17 protein-coding genes are annotated in these 20,307 nt (G+C 66.7%); 5 read left to right on the top strand and 12 right to left on the bottom strand.

All coding sequences use genetic code 11. The features are described from left to right. Positions 1-109 precede the first annotated feature (109 nt). Positions 110-1,318, top strand: coding sequence for a hypothetical protein (locus JQ639_RS20195; protein ID WP_211968056.1), 1,209 nt, complete (start codon positions 110-112; stop codon positions 1,316-1,318). A 27-nt stretch (positions 1,319-1,345) separates the two neighbouring features. Further along, positions 1,346-2,812, top strand: coding sequence for a phytoene desaturase family protein (locus tag JQ639_RS20200; protein ID WP_211968057.1), 1,467 nt, complete (start codon positions 1,346-1,348; stop codon positions 2,810-2,812). A gap of 7 nt (positions 2,813-2,819) precedes the next feature. Here the strand turns inward: JQ639_RS20200 and JQ639_RS20205 are convergent, their stop codons facing one another. Together JQ639_RS20205 and JQ639_RS20210 are read right to left on the bottom strand one after the other, a co-directional pair. Next, on the bottom strand, positions 2,820-3,227 hold the full coding sequence (locus JQ639_RS20205) for an META domain-containing protein (protein WP_211968518.1): 408 nt from the start codon (positions 3,225-3,227) through the stop codon (positions 2,820-2,822). A 163-nt stretch (positions 3,228-3,390) separates the two neighbouring features. Next, positions 3,391-5,055: an L-lactate permease gene (locus tag JQ639_RS20210; RefSeq protein ID WP_211968058.1), complete on the bottom strand. Its 1,665-nt coding sequence runs from the start codon at positions 5,053-5,055 to the stop codon at positions 3,391-3,393. A gap of 308 nt (positions 5,056-5,363) precedes the next feature. Here JQ639_RS20210 and JQ639_RS20215 point away from each other — a divergent pair, with 308 nt between their 5' ends. Next, positions 5,364-7,109: an ABC transporter ATP-binding protein/permease gene (locus tag JQ639_RS20215; protein WP_211968059.1), complete on the top strand. Its 1,746-nt coding sequence runs from the start codon at positions 5,364-5,366 to the stop codon at positions 7,107-7,109. Here the strand turns inward: JQ639_RS20215 and JQ639_RS20220 are convergent. From JQ639_RS20220 to JQ639_RS20245, 6 genes are all read right to left on the bottom strand, one after another. Continuing rightward, positions 7,106-8,485 (bottom strand): chloride channel protein, encoded by a 1,380-nt coding sequence (locus JQ639_RS20220; RefSeq protein ID WP_211968060.1) that lies wholly within the window; start codon positions 8,483-8,485, stop codon positions 7,106-7,108. The genes JQ639_RS20215 and JQ639_RS20220 overlap by 4 nt on opposite strands. 236 nt (positions 8,486-8,721) lie before the next feature. Continuing rightward, a complete protein-coding gene (locus JQ639_RS20225) occupies positions 8,722-9,702 on the bottom strand; it encodes a TorF family putative porin (RefSeq protein WP_211968061.1) in 981 nt (326 codons plus the stop codon). Positions 9,703-10,159: 457 nt separating this feature from the next. Next, positions 10,160-10,546, bottom strand: coding sequence for a hypothetical protein (locus JQ639_RS20230; protein WP_211968062.1), 387 nt, complete (start codon positions 10,544-10,546; stop codon positions 10,160-10,162). Between the two features lie 274 nt (positions 10,547-10,820). Continuing rightward, a complete protein-coding gene (gene glcF, locus JQ639_RS20235) occupies positions 10,821-12,137 on the bottom strand; it encodes a glycolate oxidase subunit GlcF (RefSeq protein WP_211968063.1) in 1,317 nt (438 codons plus the stop codon). Then, a complete protein-coding gene (locus JQ639_RS20240) occupies positions 12,137-13,375 on the bottom strand; it encodes an FAD-binding protein (RefSeq protein ID WP_211968064.1) in 1,239 nt (412 codons plus the stop codon). Before JQ639_RS20240 ends, glcF begins: the two co-directional genes overlap by 1 nt. 9 nt (positions 13,376-13,384) lie before the next feature. Continuing rightward, positions 13,385-14,878: an FAD-linked oxidase C-terminal domain-containing protein gene (locus tag JQ639_RS20245; protein WP_211968065.1), complete on the bottom strand. Its 1,494-nt coding sequence runs from the start codon at positions 14,876-14,878 to the stop codon at positions 13,385-13,387. Between the two features lie 203 nt (positions 14,879-15,081). Here JQ639_RS20245 and JQ639_RS20250 point away from each other — a divergent pair, with 203 nt between their 5' ends. Next, positions 15,082-15,471, top strand: coding sequence for a c-type cytochrome (locus JQ639_RS20250; protein WP_211968066.1), 390 nt, complete (start codon positions 15,082-15,084; stop codon positions 15,469-15,471). A 49-nt stretch (positions 15,472-15,520) separates the two neighbouring features. On the opposite strand, the gene JQ639_RS20255 is transcribed toward JQ639_RS20250, so the two are convergent. The 4 genes from JQ639_RS20255 to JQ639_RS20270 all read right to left on the bottom strand — a co-directional run bounded on the left by JQ639_RS20255 (position 15,521) and on the right by JQ639_RS20270 (position 18,196). Continuing rightward, positions 15,521-15,895: a hypothetical protein gene (locus tag JQ639_RS20255; RefSeq protein ID WP_249123361.1), complete on the bottom strand. Its 375-nt coding sequence runs from the start codon at positions 15,893-15,895 to the stop codon at positions 15,521-15,523. Positions 15,896-15,943: 48 nt separating this feature from the next. Next, positions 15,944-16,639: a TetR/AcrR family transcriptional regulator gene (locus JQ639_RS20260; RefSeq protein WP_211968067.1), complete on the bottom strand. Its 696-nt coding sequence runs from the start codon at positions 16,637-16,639 to the stop codon at positions 15,944-15,946. Between the two features lie 518 nt (positions 16,640-17,157). Further along, positions 17,158-17,472, bottom strand: coding sequence for an AzlD family protein (locus JQ639_RS20265; RefSeq protein WP_211968068.1), 315 nt, complete (start codon positions 17,470-17,472; stop codon positions 17,158-17,160). After that, positions 17,465-18,196 carry an AzlC family ABC transporter permease gene (locus JQ639_RS20270; RefSeq protein WP_211968069.1) on the bottom strand — a complete coding sequence of 244 codons (732 nt, stop codon included), beginning with the start codon at positions 18,194-18,196 and terminating at the stop codon, positions 17,465-17,467. The genes JQ639_RS20265 and JQ639_RS20270 overlap by 8 nt, the downstream gene beginning before the upstream one ends. A 351-nt stretch (positions 18,197-18,547) precedes the next feature. Here JQ639_RS20270 and JQ639_RS20275 point away from each other — a divergent pair, with 351 nt between their 5' ends. After that, a complete protein-coding gene (locus JQ639_RS20275) occupies positions 18,548-20,008 on the top strand; it encodes an amidase (RefSeq protein ID WP_211968070.1) in 1,461 nt (486 codons plus the stop codon). The last annotated feature ends 299 nt before the right edge of the window (positions 20,009-20,307 follow it).

A 20,307-nucleotide genomic window follows, 5' to 3' on the forward strand; every position in this document is an offset into this window, starting at 1 on the left:
CGATCATGGCAGCGTCCGCCTTTCGCGGCGAAAGAAATTTCTCGCCTATTGCCTGCGGTTTTGAGAAGGTCCGGCACCACGTTCCGTCGAATCTGCTTCGAGGCCCGACATGCGCGCGACCGGTTTCCCCCTGCTCCTTCTTCTCGCCACCACTGTCGGCGCGACACCTGTTCTCGCCCAGGCGAAAAAGGATGCAAAGGCGCCCCCGGCGGCCGGCAACGAAGTGCGCTATTTCACTTCGGTCGGCGGCATCATGGACGATCAGGCCGATACCATCCTCAAGGAAACCCGCAGCGGTGGCAAAGTCACGGGCGCAGTGCTGGACGTCTGCTTTCCGGCGATCGGCAACGCCGACCGCAAGGACCGTTTCATCGCCACGTTGACCGTCGATGGTGCCAAGCTGACGGGCACCACCCAGACGAACGAAGGCAAACAGCCGGTCATGATCAACCTGACGCGCAAGGCGTCGTCGGGAGGCGTCTCGTTCGACGGCAAGGTCACCATCGGCAACACCACCTCGAACATCTCGTCGGCCGACAACTCCGACATCAGTGAAAAGGAATTCAAGGAAGGCCAGGACGCCGATGACCAGATCATTGCGGCGCCGTCCGACTACACCACAGCTTCGCCCGAAGCCGTCGCGGTGCGCATCAAGCCCGAAGGCGTCGCCGACTTCGTCAACACCCTGCGCGGCCAGAATCTCGAAGTGTCGCTGAGCAGCCTGCTGCCGTCGTGCACCGAGTTGCGCAAGGGCGAGCAGGTGCTGCATTTCAATATCGATCCGGAGCGCGCGGCCGAGTTCGTCGCCGGCATGAAGACGAACCCGAGCGTGATCACCGCCGGCTGGACCTCGGGCAAGCTCGACATGGAACGCACCGTCCGTTTCGCCGCCACGGACTGGCGCGACGGCGGCCGCCTCAGCCGCGAACGGCTGGCACAGACGCTGTCCGCGGCGATAGCCAAGGCGCTGTCCGCGACCGCGCTGCCGCCGGTGTGGAACGACAGCAATGGTGAGCTGAAGCTGGCCTTCAAGCGTCCCAATGCGGCCCTCCCCGGCCTTGGTCTGGTGCAGACCATCACCTTCAGCACGATGGTCGCTGCCGACAAGCCAGGTGGCAGCGACAAGCTGCTGCTGTGGGTCGGCTATCCCACCATCGCCACCACCGACGAGAGCGCCGGCCAGAAGCTGAAGCTCGCCGACGCCGCGGATTCCGGCGGCGAGGAATCGATGCCTGTCGACGAGGGCGACACCCTCAGCGCGGTGGCCCGCGAACTGAAGGCCCAGCGCTGGGACTCGGAAAACAGCGCCTGGAAGTGACGACCGCGCCGCGCCCGGGGACCGCTGATGCCACGCCATGACGTGGTGGTGATCGGTGCCGGCCTCGGCGGCCTGACCGCCGCGGCGCTGCTCGCCCGCGCAGGCCGCAAGGTGCTGGTGATCGAGCGCGGCAATTCGGTCGGCGGTGCCGCATCGAGCTACAAGGTCGGCGATCTCTTCGTCGAAGGCTCGCTGCACGAGACCGGCAATCCTGCCGACGCCCGTGACCCCAAGCACGAAATTCTCACCCGCGCTGGCGTGCGCGATGCGGTGACTTTCGTGCCTGCCGGCCTGCTCTATGAAGCGCGCGGCGGCCTGCTCGATACGCCGCTGACCCTGCCGGATACGTTCGATGGCGCCCGCACCGCGTTGATCCGGCGTTTTCCACACGCCCGCAATGGCATCGCGTCGGTCCTCGACGACATGGCTGCCGCCGCGGCCACGACGACACTGGCGACAGACGACACGCGGACGCTGCAGCAACGGTTCGACGCCGCATTCGGCGACGACGAGGCCGTGAAGATCGCCCTCGCCGCCAATCTCGCCTATTTCCACGATGATCCTGCCACGCTGTCGTGGCCGTTCTTCGCGCGCGCGCAGGGCCGCCTGCTCGCGAGCGGCGCGGCATTCGTGCAAGGCGGCTCGCAGCGGCTGTCGAGCGCGCTGGCACGCGCCATTCGCGCCGCCGGGGGCGAGGTGCTGCTGCGCCGAACCGTGACCACGGTCGCCCCGGACAACAGCGGATACGTCGTCACACACACCGCCAAGGATGGCAGCGCGCCGCAAGGCGTCGCGACCGCATGCATCGTCAGCAACGCCGCACCGAACGCGACGGCGGCGCTGCTGCCGCCGGCACAGGCCGACGTGTTGACGGCACATCATGCCGGACAGTCGCCGTCGATCTCACTGTTTGCGCTGACGCTCGGGCTGTCGCTGCCGCCACGCGAGATCGGCATGACCGCCTATTCCACCCAGCTGTGGCCACGCTGGATGCGGCGACTTGTCGACTACCGCGAGGCCGCGGTACTGTTGGCTGGCGAGCCGGGTGAGCGGATGCCGCCACTGGCGATCGCCGACTACGCCGCGATCCCCTCCGGTGTACCCGCACCGCCCTATGTGCTGTCGCTGATCGGGCCAGACCGGCTGTCGAACTGGCCGGCGGACGACATCGACGCCTACCGCGCACGGCGGGCGCGCTGGCAGGACGCGATCGTGCGGTATCTCGACGGCATCTATCCCGGCCTCGCCGGCGCCGTCGTGGCCAGCTCGTTCAACACCGCCCTGTCAGTGCGGCAGTATCTCGGCGCACCGGACGGTGCGGTCTACGGCTTCGCCCCGACAACACAGGCAGCGCCGCGCTCGCCGCACACGCCGCTTCCCGGCCTCTATCTGTCATCGGCCTATGCCGGCTTCGGCGGCTATACCGACGTCTTCGCCAACGCATCGGCCTGCGCCGATGCGATCCTTCGCGAGACCCGGCCTGTGCCAGGGTAGCCGCCAATTAGTTGGTGTTGAGGCGGAAGCGCAGCGGCCGCGGACCGACGAAAGAAATCACGTCGCCCTGACGCTTCCAGCTCGTCGCCTCGCTCAAGGAGGCGACCAGCGCATCGTCGAGCTGCGCCTTGTCGGCCGGACAACCGCGGTCCTCGATATTCTGCGGCATGAAGATCAGGCTGTCGCCCGCGATCGAGAACTGACCGCGGCCTCCCTTGCACCACAGCTCGAGCCGCACCTCACCGCGATCGCCGATCTCGAGCGACGGGATGCGCTTGGAGCCGGGCAGCGGCCGGCTGTCCAGCGTCATCTCCAGGCCGAACGGAAACTCGGACTGCGCGTGCGCCGGCGCCGCGGACAACGCCGAGACGAGCACGGCCGGACCAAGCAGAAGACGGATGAAATTCGACGGCATCATTGACGGCAACTCACGGATGGACCCGCACAGGCGGGAGCTTGCGAAAGGGAACCTGCGCCGCTCGATGACAGCGGATCCGAAGGTCCGCAGCCGCCGCGCCGGCGCAAACGAAAATCCCCGCGGCGACCGCCGCGGGGATCGCTGAACGTCTCGACGAGGCCTAGTGCAGCACCATCGCGCTGAACGGGTGCACATAGGCCTGCAGCATCACGAACAGGCCGACCAGACAGGCCAGCACAATCGAGTGCCAGAACACGAAGCGCAGGATCGTGCCTTCATGCCCGAACCAGTTGGTCGCCGTGGAGGCCACGACGATCGACTGCGCATCGATCATCTTGCCCATTACGCCGCCCGAGGAGTTCGCCGCGCCCATCAGGATCGGCGACAAACCGAGCTGCTCGGAGGTGATCTTCTGCAGGTTGCCGAACAGGATGTTCGACGACGTGTCCGATCCGGTCAGCGCGACGCCGAGCCAGCCGAGCAGCGTCCCGAAGAACGGATACAGCACGCCGGTGGCGGCAAACGCAAGGCCGAGCGTGGCGTCGAGACCGGACAGCCGCGTCAGCGTGCCGATCGCCAGCATCGCCGAGATGGTGATCAGCGAATAGGCGCAGAGCTTGATGGTGCGGCCGTAGATTCCGGCCATCCTGCCCGGCGACAGCCCCATGATCAGCCCGGAGATGATCGCCGCGATCAGCATGCCCGTTCCGGTGAACGACAGGTACTGAAACGCGAACACGGCCCCTTCCGGCGTAGGCTTGGCGGCGACGGGAGCGACCTTGCGGATCAGGTTGTGCAGATCGGGAACCGGATAGTTCCAGGTGAAAATCGGGTTCACGGCGTTTTTGAACCAGCCGGTGCCCCAGATCAGCAGGATGATGCACAGGATGATCCACGGCAGCAGCGCGCCCCACAGCTCACTCTGCGTCAGCGGCGTGGTGTCGATGGTCTTGGCAGGCGGCGCGGTGGCGGCGGAGTCGTCACGGCCGCGCAGCGCCGGCGACAGCCACAGCTGCCGGGGTTGCCAGATCTTCAGGAAGCCGATCAGGCACCCCATCGAGATCAGCGAGGCGCCGATGTCGACGATCCACGGATTAATGTAGTTCGAGATCACGAACTGCGGGATTGCGAAGGACACGCCGGTGACCAGGATCGCCGGCCACACCTCCTTCATGCCCTTCCAGCCGGCGAACGCCCATACCACCCAGAACGGCACGATCAGCGAGAACACCGGCAGTTGCCGGCCGACCATGGCGCCGAGGATGTAGGGATCGAGCCCGGTGACCGAGGCGAGGCCCTGGATGGGCGTGCCGAGCGCGCCGTAGGCGACCGGCGCGGTGTTGGCGATCAGCGACAGGCCTGAGGCCGCGAGCGGCGAGAAGCCGAGGCCGATCAGGATCGCGCCGGTGATCGCCACCGGGGTGCCGAAGCCCGACGCGCCCTCGAAGAACGCGCCAAACGAGAACGCGATCAGCAGCAGTTGCAGCCGGCGGTCCGGCGTGACGCCGCCGACGGCGCGCTTGAGCGCCTCGAAGCGGCCGGTGGCCAGCGTGAGCTGGTACATGAAGATCACGTTCAGCACGATCCAGCCGATCGGGAAGAAGCCGCTGACCGCACCGAGGATCGAGGCGCGGATCGACAGGCCCGCAGGCATCGTGAAGATCAGGATCGCCACCAGGTTGGCGACGACGAGGGCGATGATCGCCGCGAAGTGAGCCTTGACCTTGTTGGTCGCGATCAGGAGCAGAAGCGTGACGACCGGGATGGCCGCCGCGATGGTCGACAACACCTTGCTGTGAAGCGGATCATAGATCTGGTCCCACATGACGTTTTCTCCCCACGGTCTTTTGATTCGCTCGCCAGCCTCGGCTGGCCGAACGTCTTTGGGGCGATGCGGGAATCAGGCAGTCGGGCGCCGGCAGGCCTTCACCGTCGTGAGAAGGTTCTTCTTGCCAACAACGAAGCCCCTTTGATCTTGATGTCTCGCTCCCCAGCCGTGCCGGCATGCTAGGGTCGGAATGAAGGTTTGGACAAGCTGTTGTATACCACGTCACATGCGACTTTAGTCGCATTTGTGGTAATTCCAATGTTGCATCAGGGCGTTACCGCCCTCCCTCCAGGAGAATCCCGTCTGTGAACAGCCTCCGCTCGACGCTCGCGGCCATCTGGCGCATTTCGAGTCCGTACTTCCGTTCCGAGGACAAATGGGCCGGCTGCGGGCTGCTCCTGGCCGTGGTGCTGATCGAACTCGGCACCGTGGTCATCGACGTGCTGCTCAACCAGTGGCGCAACCGATTCTATAACGCGCTGCAGGAGCGCAACTGGGATACCTTCACCTATGAGCTGATCTACTTCAGCGTGGTGGTGACCGTGTTCATCGCGATCGCAGTGTACCAGCTCTACCTCAACCAGTGGCTGCAGATCCGCTGGCGCAAGTGGATGACCGAGCACTATCTCGCCGACTGGCTCAACGACGCCGTGCACTATCGCATGCAGCTGCAGGGCGACGCCGCCGACAACCCCGACCAGCGCATCACCGATGACGTCAAGCTGTTCGTCGACCGTACGTTGGGGATCGGGCTCGGCCTGCTCAATTCGGTGGTGACGCTGGTCTCGTTCGTGGTGATCCTGTGGGGCCTGTCGGAGGCCGCGCCGCTGCACCTGTTCGGCAGCGCGCTGCCGATCCCAGGGTATCTCGTGTGGTTTGCGCTGATCTACTCGATCATCGGCACCTGGCTGACCCATGTGGTCGGCTGGCCGCTGGTCGGCCTCGACTTCCGCCAGCAGCAGTACGAAGCCGACTTCCGCTTCAACCTCGTGCGGGTTCGTGAAAACGCCGAACAGATCGCACTGCTCAAGGGCGAGCCGGCCGAGCGCGGACGCTTGCTGGGCCGCTTCGGCAACGTCGTCGACAACTGGCTCGGCATCATGAACCGCACCAAGAAGATCACGGCGTTCACCGCGAGCTATTCGCAGGCGAGCGTCATCGTGCCTTATGTCCTGGTGGCGCCTGCGTACTTCGCCGGAAAGACCCAGCTTGGCGGCATGATGCAGGCGGCTTCGGCCTTCGGCAGCGTGCAGGGCGCGCTGTCGTTCTTCGTCACGGCCTATCGTTCACTCGCCGAATGGCAGGCGGTCATCAATCGTCTCGAGGGCTTCACCCGTGCCGTGGACGCGGCCAGGCGCACCTCGTTCACCGGCGACCACATCTCGGTCGCGGCCAGCAAGTCCGGTTCTGTCGGCCTCGACGATGTCCTGGTGAGCCTGCCCGACGCGCGACCGCTGCTGTCCGCTGAAGCCTTCCATATCCGTCCGGGCGAGCGCGTGCTGGTGAGCGGCCCGTCAGGCGCGGGCAAGTCGACGCTGTTCCGCGCCGTCGCCGGCATCTGGCCGTTTGGCCGCGGCACGATCGCGGTGCCGGCCGGCGCGAGGCTGATGACGCTGCCGCAACGCCCTTACTTCCCGGTCGATTCCCTGCATGCCGCTCTGGCCTACCCGTCCGCACCGGACGCCTTCCCGCGACCCCGGCTGCAGGAGGTGCTCATCGATGTCGGACTGCCGGAGCTGACGGCACGGCTCGACGAAGAGGCCCACTGGAACCGGATGCTCTCGCTCGGCGAGCAGCAGCGGCTCGGCATCGCGCGAGCCCTGCTGGAGAAGCCAGACTACCTGTTCCTCGACGAGGCCACCGCTTCGCTCGACGAGCCCTCGGAGGCCGCGCTCTATCGTTTGCTGCAGGAGAAGCTGCCGCAGACGACCGTGATCTCGATCGGCCACCGCGCCACCCTCGAGGCATTCCACACCCGCAAGGTCAGCCTCGGCAAGGCCGACGGCCATTTCACGCTGCGGGGCAACGCAGAAGAGACGGCAAGCGCCTAGCCTGCCGTCCCGGCCGGCGGACTTTCGCGCCCGGCCGGCACGGCAGGATCATCCGCTTGCGACGGGGGCCGCTCACGCGGCTCCCGTCCGGCGCGCATGATGACCTTGGCCAGCGCGTGATACAGCCCCTCCCGCACCACCATCCTGGAGGTCGCGTTGGCGATCAGCGCGGCGGCCATCAACGGGATGACCATGGCATGATCGTTGGTCATCTCCGAGGTGATGACGAATGACGTGATCGGCGCCTGCACGACCCCCGTGAGGTAGGAGACCATGCCGATCAGCACCAGCGCCCCGATCGGCACTTCCCTGAACAGCAGACTGAGATCGGACGCGAGACCGGCGCCGATCGCCAGCGACGGCGCGAAGATGCCGCCGGGAATGCCGCTGATCGACGACAGCAGCGTGGCGGCGAATTTCCAAGGACCGAAGCTGTAGTCGACGCCGCCCGTGCCATGGATGATGGCGCGGGCCTGCTCATAACCGGTGCCGTAGACATGATCGTGGCTGACGAGGCCGCACAGGGCAACGCCCAGGCCACACAACATGGCGAAGATGACCGGATGGCGCTTGATCGTCGCCCCCGCCATGCCGGGCAGGCCGCGGGCGAACAGCAACAGGATGCGGCTGAACAGGCCACCCGCGAGCCCGCATAGCGCCGCACACACCGGCACCACGACCCAGGCACGCCCGAACGGCAGCACCGCCGCCGTCGAGCCGAAATAGTCGTAGTCGCCGACGATGGCGAGCGAAGTCAGGCCGGCAGCGATCACCGCGCCGATGATCAGGCCGCTGGTGCGCATCTCGAACGAGCGGCTGAGTTCCTCGATGCCGAACACGATGCCGGCGAGCGGCGTGTTGAAGGCCGCGGCGACCCCGGCTGCCGCCCCCGCCAGCAGGAAGCCCGGCTGGCGAAACGGAGCAAAACGGCCGATCGCGAACATGATCGCACCACCGACCTGGACTGTCGGCCCCTCGCGCCCGATCGAGGCGCCGCACAGCAGCCCGACCGTCATCACCACGATCTTGCCGACCGCCACCCGCAACGACACCAGCGGGGCACGCGCCTGCTGATCGTGGAGATGGAGAGCCGCGATCACCTGCGGGATGCCGCTGCCCTGGGAGTTCGGAAACACCTTGATCGCCAGCAGCAGCGCGAGGCCGAAACCGAGCGGCGTCACCACGACGGCGAGATAGGGCGAAACCGCGAGCAGCCGGCCGAATGCGAGCTGAGCATGGTCGGCGAGGGTCGCCATCAGGATCGCCGCGAGACCGACGGCGATGCCGCCGAGCAGGAATAGCACGCGCCTGCGCCAGCGCTTCATCGCGATCCTGGACCGCACGTTCCAATGGGCGGCGTAACGGCTGGCTTTCATGATTGATGCAGGCTCCCGGCTGTGCCGAACGCCCGTCTGGCGAGACCTCGGCCGGGCAGGCGGCGCAGCCGGCCCGTGATTCCGCCGGGCGCGCCCCTGCCGGCCCCAATCTCTGAACGGCGCCGGCTTTCAGGAGCTGTCGCGTTGATAACGAGAACCGGCGGAGGGCGCAAACAAAAGGGGGCGGCAGATCGCTCTGCCACCCCCTTCGGGTCCTTGGGCTGTCCTGAAGACGATTACTTCAGATTGGTCATCGCCGTCAGGTCGGCCGACAGCTTCGCGATGAAGGTCGAGCCGCACCAGTTGGTGCCTGCGCCACCCGGGTTGATCGCGGTGACGTTGGTCGTGCCGCTGGCGTTGAAGGCGCTGGTGAAGGCGTTGCAGTTACCCTTGTTCAGGTCGGTGTCCGAGTAGCGAAGGTCGAGCGTGAACACCTTGTAGGTGAAGCCGATGCCGATGTTCCAGGTGTTGTAGTCGGCATACTTGATGCCCGGGCCGAATGGCGGGGTCAGCGAATAGAACGAGTCGGTGGTGCCGAGCCACTGACGGCCGAACTCACCCGACACATAGGCGCCAATGCCGCTGGAGCCGAACCAGGTGGTCGGCGCGATCGCCTTGCCCGTGATCGAGGCGTAGGTGCCGTCGGCGCCCGAGTTCAGGAACGACGGGGTGTAGAACACGTTGCCGCCGAGCGAGAAGTTGTCGTTGATGGTCCAGGTGACCTTGGCGTAGCCCTCGTAGAAGCTGACGTCCTTCTTCATGACGTTGCCATTGGGCAGCACCTCGGCGCCGACCGGGCAGACCACGGCACCGATGCAGCTGCCGCCCGGATACAGGTAGCCCCACACGCCGAAGTCGAAGGCGAATGCACCGAAGGTCGGGCGGATACCGCCGTAGATGTCGACCTCAGCCGCGGCGCGGTTGGCGAACGAGATGCTCTCGAACGAGGTGCCGACATAAAGCTGCAGGTTGGGGTTGATGTTGTAGCGCGGCTCGAAATAGGCCGCCACCGACGGCTTGTGGTTCGACTGGGTGACGCCACGGAACACGTAGTCGCTCATGATGGCCGAGCCGAACGCGATATCCCAGGGCGACACTTCCGGCGCCGGCGGCGCCTTGGTGTACACCTTCGCCGGCAGATCCGCCGCCGAGGCGGCTCCCGCTCCGATGCCCATCGCCAGCACCGCTGCTGCGACCGACCAACCCCACTTCTTCATGACGATCCCCATCACCGTTGATACTTCAGCCTCATTGCCGAGCGCCCGTTACGGGCAAGGGACATTGGCGACTGATGGAAACTGTTTCCGTTCGCCACAATCGCGGAAATCCAGCGAAATCGTGAAGCAAAAATGGCAAGCATCTGCCGCCTTTTTGGGCGTTTTCGCTTTACAACGATGAGTTGTCGACGAGTGTTGCATCTCCAACACAGGTTTTAGGACCGCTTTCCGCTGTGCCATCGTCCGGGCCGGCGCCATGTCCTCGCCCGCGATGAACCGCAGCTGCGCTGGAATGCCCTTCCGCCGAATCAATCGCCTGCTGTCTGCCGCCGCACCCCGCGGCCCTCAGCCTGGAAAGGCGAAGGCCGCGGCGGGACCGCCACGGCCTTCGGGATCGATGGATGCGATGCGGCGAAACCGCCACCGGTCGAGGACCGGCGGCCATGTCGCGGGAAAGCTAGTTGTGCTCGCCTTCGGAGTGCTCGGCCGGCGGAGCTCCCCAGCCACCGGACTGAACCGGCGTCAGGGCTGCATCGGGCTCGGCATGGACAGCCGGCTCGGCTTCGACGGGAGGAGCAGCGGCCTTGCGTCTGGCGGGCGCTTTCCTGGCGGCCTTCTTCGGCGCGGCCTTTTTGGCGGCTGCTTTCGGGGCCGTCTTGGCTGTTTTCTTCGCGGCCTTCTTGGCAGCTTTCTTGGCGCTCTTCTTGGCGGCCTTTTTTGCCGGGGCCTTCTTGGCCTTCTTCGCCGCCTTCTTGGCGGACTTCTTCGCTGCCTTCTTGGCAGCCTTCTTCACGAGTTTCTTCGCCTTTTTCGCCTTCGCCTTTTTCTTCTTCGCCTTCGCCATCATGGTCCTCCTGTTGCCGCGATCGAAGTCAGATTTCGGGACGTTTGAATTCGAGAAGCCGGATACCGAAATGCCGGAGATCGCGTGTGGTGAAATCTGCCGGTCCGTGCTCCGGCGCGGTCCGCCCCTGCGGCGCCGCATCTTGCCGGCCGCCCCGAGGCCGGTTTCCCATCGGCTGCAGCCGACCGATCTGCTCTCTGCCTGCCGTCATCCGCTGCAGGTCTCTCGCCAGCTCACCCGAGGCCGCGCTACGCGTAGCCTCGGCTCATGTCCCTCAGTTCAACCGGGGACGGGGACCACCCGTCGCCCAGTCAAGCAACTCGATGGTGTGGACGACCGGAACAGATGTCCCCCCGGCGATCTGCACCATGCATCCGATATTGCCGGCGGCGATCACATCAGGCTTCACGGCTGCGATGTTGGCGACCTTGCGGTCACGCAGTCTGTTCGCAATGCCGGGTTGAAGGATGTTGTACGTCCCCGCCGAACCGCAACACAGATGACTCTCTGCGATATCTTTCACCACGAATCCGCTCTTGGAAAGCAATTCTTTTGGAAGCTGCGTGATTTTCTGTCCGTGCTGGAGCGAACACGCGGAGTGATAGGCGACGACAAGATCACTCCGCTCGCGTGGCCACGCCACGTCGATGCCAGCGATGTATTCGGTGACATCCACAGCGAGCGCGGCGACACGCGCAGCCTTGGCGGCGTAGGTTTTGTCCTCCCGCAGCATGTACCCGTAGTCCTTGATCGTCGTGCCACAGCCCGAGGTCGTAACAAGAATGGCGTCCAGCCCCGACCGCGCGCGCTCCGCATCCCACACATCGACGTTGTGCCGTGCGCGCGCCAACGCGTCGTGATCCCGCCCCATGTGATGCGTCAGCGAGCCGCAGCATTGCTCGTCGGCGACCAGCACGACCTCGATTCCCTGGCGTGTGAGCATGCGGATTGCCGCCGCATTGATGCCCGGCGACAGCACCTGCTGGGCGCAGCCCTGCAGCAGCGCGACCCGCCCGCGCCTTGTCCCCTGCGCCGGAAACACGGTGCCGGGGGCAGCGCCGCGCGGTGGCAGGGCGGCCGGGGCCAGCGAGAGCATCGCCTTGATCCGGCTCAGGAAAGTCGGGTTCGCCGGATCCGCTTGCGCGGTGCCGAGGAGCGCGGCGAACGGACGGCCGAGCCGTGCCAGCCTCATGCTGAGACGAAACAGCGCGGGCCGCGGCAGCACGTAGGCGAGCACGTCGCGCAGCAGCCGCTCGCTCCACGGCCGCGCATACTGCTCCTCGACACGCACCCGCGCCTGATCGACGAGGTGCATGTAGTGGACGCCGGACGGACAGGTGGTCATGCAGGCAAGGCACGACAGGCAGCGGTCGATGTGCTTGGCGACCTCCTGCGTTGGCGCCTTGTCCTGTTCGAGCATCTCCTTGATCAGGTAGATGCGGCCACGCGGGCTGTCGAGTTCATCCCCCAGCAGCACGTAGGTCGGGCAGGTCGCAGTGCAGAAGCCGCAGTGCACACAGGCCCGCAGGATCTTGTCCGCTTCGGCGATATCGGGATCGGCAAGCTGGGCCAGCGAAAATTCAGTTCTCATCAGCCGGCGTCCTCAGCCATCCGATTGCGATTGAAAATGAGCTTCGGGTCGAAGCTTTGCCTGACACGGCGGCTGAGCGCTGCAACTCCGGCGGCCTGCGGGTGGAACACGGCCACCGCGCGACGCACCGCCTCGTCGGCGCGCAGCAGCGTGGCGTGGCCGCCCGCAGCTTCCGTCTGCGCGCGCACGACGCCTGCGTGGGCGTCGGCCGATGGCGGTGTCGCGAGCCAGATCAGCCCGCCGCCCCAGTCATAAAAGGCCTTGCCGCCTGTCTGCGCCGCCAGTGCCTGGCCGAGCGCGCCACCGGACGCCGGCGGGCACACGATGCGCCACACCGGCCGGCTGTCGTGCGCCCCCACCGCCGCGAACGGCGTGACATCGCGGACCGCAGCCCACAGTGCCCGTGATGCCGCTTCCATCACGGTCTCGACCGCCCCGAACGCGGCCACCAGCTTCGAGAGGGAACCAACACGATGGGCCACGGAAGCGGCGATGCCCTCCAGGCGCAGCAGCGTCACTCCCTGTCCATTGGCCGCGAGTCCGCCGAGCACGGCGCCAGCACTCTGCAATGCCGCCGATGGCAGATGTGCGGCACCGGAGACATCGAACGGCGATCCCAACGCTGCCGTCATGGCGCGGTTCGCCGCCGTATCGTCCAGCCCCCGCAACACCAGGGTGGTCTCGCTCTCGGCCTTGGGCATCACCTTGAAGGTCAGTTCGGTCACGACCGCCAGGGTGCCGAACGAGCCGGCGATCAGCTTGCAGAGGTCATAGCCGGTCACGTTCTTCACGACCTTGCCGCCGGCCTTGAACGCCTCGCCGAAGCCGGAGACGGCGGCGGCGCCGAGCAGGTGGTCGCGCGCGCCGCCGGCCCTGATGCGCCGCGGCCCGGCCAGCCCGGCGCCGACCATGCCGCCGACCGTCCCGGTGCCGGGGGCTGTGCCCAGCAGCACCGCGGTGTCCATCGGCTCGAACGCGAACTCCTGCCCCCTGGCATCGATCAGCGACTGTACGTCGGCGAGCGGCGCCCCGGCCTCGACGGTCAGAATAAGCTCGCTTGGCTCGTAGTCGACCACGGCGCTAAGCGCCGACAGGTCGAGCACGGCATTGGTCGCCATCGGCTGGCCAATGCCCCGCTTGGTGCCATGCCCGATGATTTCGAGCGGCTGCTCGGCGGCGAGCGCCGCCTGTACAGCCTGCAGGACGTCGTTGGCGTCCCGGACTTTCAACGTATCCACGGTCAGCACTCAGAAACGGGGGATGTCGGGAAATGCGAGCTTGCCGCCATGCACATGGACCCGGCCCAGCTCGGCGCAGCGATGCAGGGTCGGAAACACCTTGCCAGGGTTGAGCAGGCCCTGGGGGTCAAATGCGCACTTCAGCCGTTGCTGCTGGGCGAGGTCGACCTCGCTGAACATGTCCGGCATCAGGTCGCGCTTCTCGACACCGACGCCATGCTCGCCGGTCAGCACGCCGCCGAGCTCGACGCAGCAGCGCAGGATATCGGCGCCGAAAGCCTCGGCCTTGTCCATCTCGCCGGGCTTGTTGGCGTCGTACAGGATCAGCGGATGCAGGTTGCCATCACCGGCATGAAACACATTGGCGACGCCGAGACCGTATTTCTCCGAGAGCTGGCGGATGCGCGTCAGCACCTCCGGCAGCTTGCCGCGCGGGATGGTGCCGTCCATGCACAGATAGTCTGGCGAGATGCGGCCCACCGCCGGGAACGCGGCCTTGCGGCCGGCCCAGAACAGCAGCCGCTCCTGCTCGGAGGTGGAGATCTGGCAGGTCGCCTGGCCGCACCCCTTGGCGATCGCCTCGACCCGCAGGATCAGTTCGTCGACCTCGACGCTCGGTCCGTCGAGCTCGATGATCAGCAGCGCCTCGACGTCGAGCGGATAGCCGGCATGGACGAAGGCCTCCGCCGCATGGATCGCGGGCTTGTCCATCATCTCCATGCCGCCGGGAATGATGCCCGCCCCGATGATCCGCGCGACGCATTCGCCCGCCGCCTCAACGCTGTGGAAGCCGACCATCAGCGCCCGCGCCGTCTCCGGCTTCTGCAGGATGCGCACCGTGATCTCGGTGATGACGCCGAGCAGGCCTTCCGACCCGGTGATCACCCCCATCAGGTCGTAGCCCGAGGTCTCCGCGGCCTTGCCGCCGATGCGCAGGACCTCGCCGTTCATCAGCACGATCTCGCAGCCGAGGATGTTATTTGTGGTCATCCCATATTTCAGGCAGTGCACGCCGCCGGAATTCTCCGCGACATTGCCGCCGATGCTGCAGGCGATCTGTGACGACGGGTCGGGCGCATAGTAAAACCCGGCATGCGCGACCGCCTGGCTAATGGCGAGATTGGTGACGCCCGGCTCGGTGACCACCGCACGATTGTCGAAATCGATCTCGCGGATACGCTTGAACTTGCCAAGACCAAGCAGCACGCCATCGGCGAGCGGCAGCGCGCCGCCCGACAGCGAGGTTCCGGACCCGCGCGGCACCACCTTGATGCCGTTGTCATGACAATAGCGGAGCACCTGCGACACCTGCTCCGTGGTGTCGGGCAGCACGACCACCATGGGCGGCTGGCGATAGGCGGTGACGCCATCGGACTCGTAGGGCCGCATCTCGGCGGCGCTGTCGATGACGCCTTCTCCGGGCACGATCCGGCGCAGGTCGGCAACGATGCTCGCCCGCCGCGCCAGCACCGCCTGATCCGGCTCGGGCATCATGATCGACATCGCATCTCCCCGCACGGGCGCTCGAAATGCGCCACTTGTCGCCATCTGAATCCGGCGGAATCAAGCATGTCCGCATCGCAGGCGCAACGTTGCGATGGTTCAACGCCCCACCACGCCGGCGCGCTTGTGCCGGGCGGGACCGGGATGGCACACTTCGTGCGCCATTCAAAAGATTCTCGTCAGGATTTTCGGGAGACACAATGATGAAAGCACTGGTTCTGTCGGCGTCGCTGCTTGCGGCGGTCGTGGCCGCCTCAGGCGCGAGGGCCCAGGATGTGGCCGCCGGCGAGGCCTCGTTCCGCAAGTGCTCACCCTGCCACTCTGTCGGCGAAGGCGCCAAGAATAAGGTTGGACCGGAGCTCAACGGCCTCGACGGCCGCAAGTCGGGCTCCGCGGAGGGCTATTCGTATTCGGAGGCCAACAAGAACTCGGGCATCACCTGGGGCGAAGCGACCTTCAAGGACTACATCAAGGATCCGCGCGCCAAGGTCCCCGGCACGAAAATGGCGTTCGCCGGCATCAAGAACGAGAAGGAAGTGAACGACCTGTGGGCCTACCTCGCCCAGTTCGCCGCGGACGGCAAGAAGAAGTAACCGCGACGGCCCGGGCCGCCTCGCGGCCGGCCCGGCCGTAACGTCCCGGTCAGCGACCGGAACGAGCGAGCGCGACCCGCCCGAGCGGCGTCAGCTCGATCCCGGCGCCCTCCCCGCGGGTCAGGCGGCGCGTGACGAGGCCGCGATCGATCGCGTCCTCCCACACCGTGAGACGCGGACATGCCGTCCGCCACACCGCCATCAGATCGGCATAGGTGCGCGGCTCGCGCGCAATCCATTCCAGCAGGTCCAGAAGCGAGGGATCGAGGACATCGGCGGTCCCCTTGTCGCCCACGGAATGCGCCGCCCGATGGACGAGCTCCACGTCGCGGCCACGCTGCACACCACCGGGCTTCTTGCGCTTGCGCGCAGCTCGTTCAGGCTGTGGGGCCGTCGGCTCGGCTCCGTCGCTCGCAACGGTCACGGGCACACCTCCCTGTCGGGGCACCGCCGCGGGACCGATGACGCCGGCTCAGCCGGCGAGCACCGTGCTCTTGGCCGGCGCCGGCGTCTGGACGGGCAGCGCGGCCTGCACGACGAGGCCGCGCGCCCGGGCATCCATCACCCCGACCGCACGCAACGCCAGCAGTGTCACGGTCTGCACCACGTCGCGCAGGCGGATGGGGTCGTCCAGATCGGTCGGCGCCAGCGGACCGATCAGCGCCTCGTGCAGCGCACCGAGCAGCGCCGTGGCAGCCAGTTCGGTGTCCTGCGCCGGCAGGTGGCCGGCGCGCACCGCGGCATCGATGCGCAGCCTGATCTCAGCGGCGATGGCGCGACGGCTGGCGAGACGTGATTCGGTGACGTCGACGTCCACCGGCTCGGCGAGGATGCCCCAGGCAAGCCTGCGATGCGAGACGACATGGACGGCAATGGTCGTCACCGCCGCCGCAAGCGCCGAGGACGGGCCAGGCGCAGCATCGGCCGCGCGGCGGATGGCCGTCAGCTCGTCATGGGAGACGTCCGCGATCAGCTCGGAGATCAGGTCCGCCTTGGAAGGGAAATAGCGATAGACCGTGCCGGCCGCGACATTGGCGCGAGTCGCCACCGGGGCAATCTGGACGGCGGCCATGCCGCCCTCGGAGGCCGCCTCGCGAGCGGCGTTGAGGATCGCGTGCCGACGCGCCGCGAGGCGGCGCACGACCTGATGAGTGCGGCGATAAACCATTGAGTGTCTTGTCCCTTCTAAAACTGAACAACAATTCAGGACGGGTGACAAGATGGTCGGTTCGCACTGCAACATGGTGCGAGATCTGAACCGCCGGAGTGATTCGGCCGACAGCCGCTGCAGGCGACCACCTCCGCGCCCGGACGCGTGAGGCAGAAATGTCCGCCATGAAAGCGTTCACCTTCGTGGCCATGTGCGGCTGCGCGAGCGCAAGAGCGTCTACGCCAACATGTTCTCGTCCAGCCGCGGCGACGGCAGCGACATGTTCTGCGCCATCGATCGCGACGGCGGCAGATCGACGACAAGGCCTGTCGGCTGAGCCTACAATCGCTCGCAGCCTGCACCGCGATCCGCGATGCATGGCGACCGGAATTCGCCGGCCTCGTCAGCCGATCCGCTTGCGACGCGCGGCGGACGGCGCGCAGTGCTTTGCGAGAAGCTGCGATGCTGAAGGCGGAGGTCGACGACGACGACTGCCTGTTCAGGCTGGCGACAGCCCCGGAAGCGGCTTGCGCATTCTAGCCGTGGAAGCCGATGGCGCGGGCGAGCGCGGCTACCGCCATGCCGGTGAAGACGGCCAGGAAATCGTTGCGGCGGATGACGGTCACGATCATCGCGGCGACGATCGCGAACATCACCACCGGGCCGCCATTGACCGCAACCGGCAGCGACGCGGCAACGATGATCGATCCCGGTAGCGCCTCGAGCATGCGGCGAACCCGCGGCGTGATGGTGACGTAGCTCATCAGCCAGTAGCCGCCGACACGCGACAGCACGGTGACCACCATCATCACCGCGAACGCGATCATCACATCGCCGCGCAGCTCAGTCATCGCTCATCACTCCCGCGCTGACGCTGCCGGCGATGGCACCGGAAATGATGAACCAGTAGCCCGGCACGAGCCAGTGCACGATCAGCGCGACGATGCCCGCAATTGCCCATGGAATGGCGCGGCGGGCGCCTTTCCAGGCCGGCACCAGCATGGCGGCATAGAACGCCGGCATGACCAGGTCGACGCCATACTTCTTCGGATCTGTCAGCTGCTCGGCAAGCAGGTAGCCGGGGATCGACGACAGCAGCCAGGCGAAATACAGCACGATGCCGCCGCCGACGAAAAACCAGGCGTTGCCGCCGCCATGCTCACGGTAGCGCATCGCGGCGAGCCAGCCGCCGTCGGTGACCAGCAGCATCGACGGATAGGCCTGCCAGGGCGGCAGCGTGCCGAACCACGGCTGCAGGCTGGCGCTCATCAGCGCGAAGCGGATGTTCACCGTGGTGGTGACCAGCGCCAGCGTCGCGATCGTCGAGGCGGTCAGGACGTCAGGCCACGACTGCACCGCAACGAACTGCGACAGCCCACCATAGACGATGGCCATCATCACCTCGACCTCGGCGAGCGAGAACTTCTTCTGGGCGCATTGCGCACCGAACGCGAGGCCGAAGGCAAGCGTGCCCGGCAGCATCGGCGCAATGGCGTAGATGCCGGGAATGATGGCCTCGCGCGACCAGTAGGCACGCGCGGCATGATGAGGTTGCAGGTGGGGCGAATGCGACATGGTCAAAGAAAGCCGTTATCGCCGTGCATGAAGTGCGCCTGTCGATCCGTCAACCGGGCCCACGCGACCGGCCGCCCTGCATTTTCGCATTGATGCGAACCGTTGCGCGTGCCGCAGGGCATGGTCAGCGCAACGACGGTCAAGCTGCGTGCGGCAAGCGGTGCTAAGGTGACTGCCGCAGCCTCCACTACCCGTGTGGCAGGCACATCCCGGGAGGACCGTGTGCCGATCACCCCCAACCGACGGCATGTCATCGCGGCCGCCGGCGCGGCTATCACAGGACTAGCTGGAGCAGCCGCGGGACAGCCAGCTCCGGCGCCCCAACAAACCACCCCATATGCGAGGAAACCGATGAGCGGACTGCAATACGCGACGCTGCGCGACCAGGTGTCAGCGCTGCGCGCCAAGAAGGTGTCGGCAACGGAGCTGCTCGATCAGAGCATCGCCCGCATCGAGCGCTTCGACGGTCAGATCAATGCCGTGGTGGTCCGCGATTTCGATCGCGCCCGCATCGCCGCTCGCGACGCCGATGCGGCGCTGGCGCGCGGCGAGACCGGTGCCCTGCTCGGCGTACCGGTGGCGATCAAGGAATCGTTCAATGTCGCCGGACTGCCCACCACATGGGGCTTCCCCGCGGCCAAGGGCTGGATCGCCAGCGAGGACGCCGTGCTGGTGGCGCGGCTGAAGGCCGCAGGCGCCGTGGTGATCGGCAAGACCAACGTGCCGATCAGCCTCGCCGACTGGCAATCCTACAACGACATCTACGGCACCACCAACAACCCATGGGACACCAGCCGCTCGCCCGGCGGCTCCTCGGGCGGATCGTCCGCGGCCCTCGCCGCCGGCTACGTCTCGCTGGCGCTCGGCTCGGACATCGGCGGCTCACTGCGTATCCCCGCGCATTTCTGCGGCGTGTTCGCCCACAAGCCGAGCTCCACACTGCTGCCGAGGCGCGGCCACACCCCGCCGGGCGTGCCGCCGCTGTCGTCCTTCATCGATCTTGCGGTGGTCGGCCCGATGACGCGCAACGCCGCCGACCTGTCGCTCGCCACCGCCCTGCTCGCCGGCCCCGACGAGGCCGAGGCCGTCGCCTACAAGCTTACGCTGCCGCCGCCACGCGCCGAGACGCTCAGGGATTTTCGCGTGCTGGTGCTCGACAGCCATCCGCTGGCGCCGACCTCGGACGCGGTCCGCGCCGGGCTCGACCGGATCGCGCAGGGACTGGAAAAGGAAGGCGCCAAGGTGGTCCGGCGCAGCGACGCGCTGCCCGATCTCGTGCTCATGGCGAAAACCTACATGACGCTGCTGACATCGGTGTTCGGCGCGGACATCCCCGAGGACGTCTACCAGGCCACTCGGACCGCACTTGCCGATGTTCCGCCATCGGTCGACACGCTCGACGTGATGCGCGGGCGCGGACTGGTCCTGTCGCATCGCGACTGGATCAAGGCGGACCGGGTCCGCAGCTCGCTCGCCGCGCGCTGGAGTGAACTGTTCCGGACCGTCGACGTGGTGCTGTGCCCGGTGACGCCGACACCGGCCTTCCCGCACGACCACACGCCCGACCAGCGCGCGCGACTGCTGGACGTCGACGGCAAGAGCATGCCCTACCAGGACCAACTGGTGTGGCCAGGCATCGCGACGCTGACCGGGCTGCCGGCCACCGCGATCCCGATGGGCCTTGCCCCGAATGGCCTGCCGGTCGGGATGCAGGTCGTCGGCCCTTACCTCGAGGACCGCACGCCGCTGCACTTTGCCGAGCTCGCGGAAACCGCGTTCGGCGGCTTTACCGCGCCTCCCGGCTACGCCTGAGAGTCCGACTGAAACAGCAACCATCGACCTTCATATTTGTCGTCGCCGGCTTGTCCCGGCGCCCCCGATAAGGAGGGCACTGCGTCCCTGATCGGGGTGGCCGGGAGACCTTAGTCCCAGCGATCCGTTAAAGATGGATCGCGCTGCCCGGCCACGACAGAGAAAACGGACAGCGCGCGCTCTGTTCACGATGGCCTGATGTAACACGCGGCATTTCCGATCAGTCTCTGAGAGGCTCGAGCCAGCCGCAAAAAGAAAACGCCGCGTTTCCGCGGCGTTTTTTGTTGGATGCGGGCGAG

It is taken from the genome of Bradyrhizobium sp. U87765 SZCCT0048 (assembly GCF_018131225.1).
Lineage (GTDB): Bacteria > Pseudomonadota > Alphaproteobacteria > Rhizobiales > Xanthobacteraceae > Bradyrhizobium_A.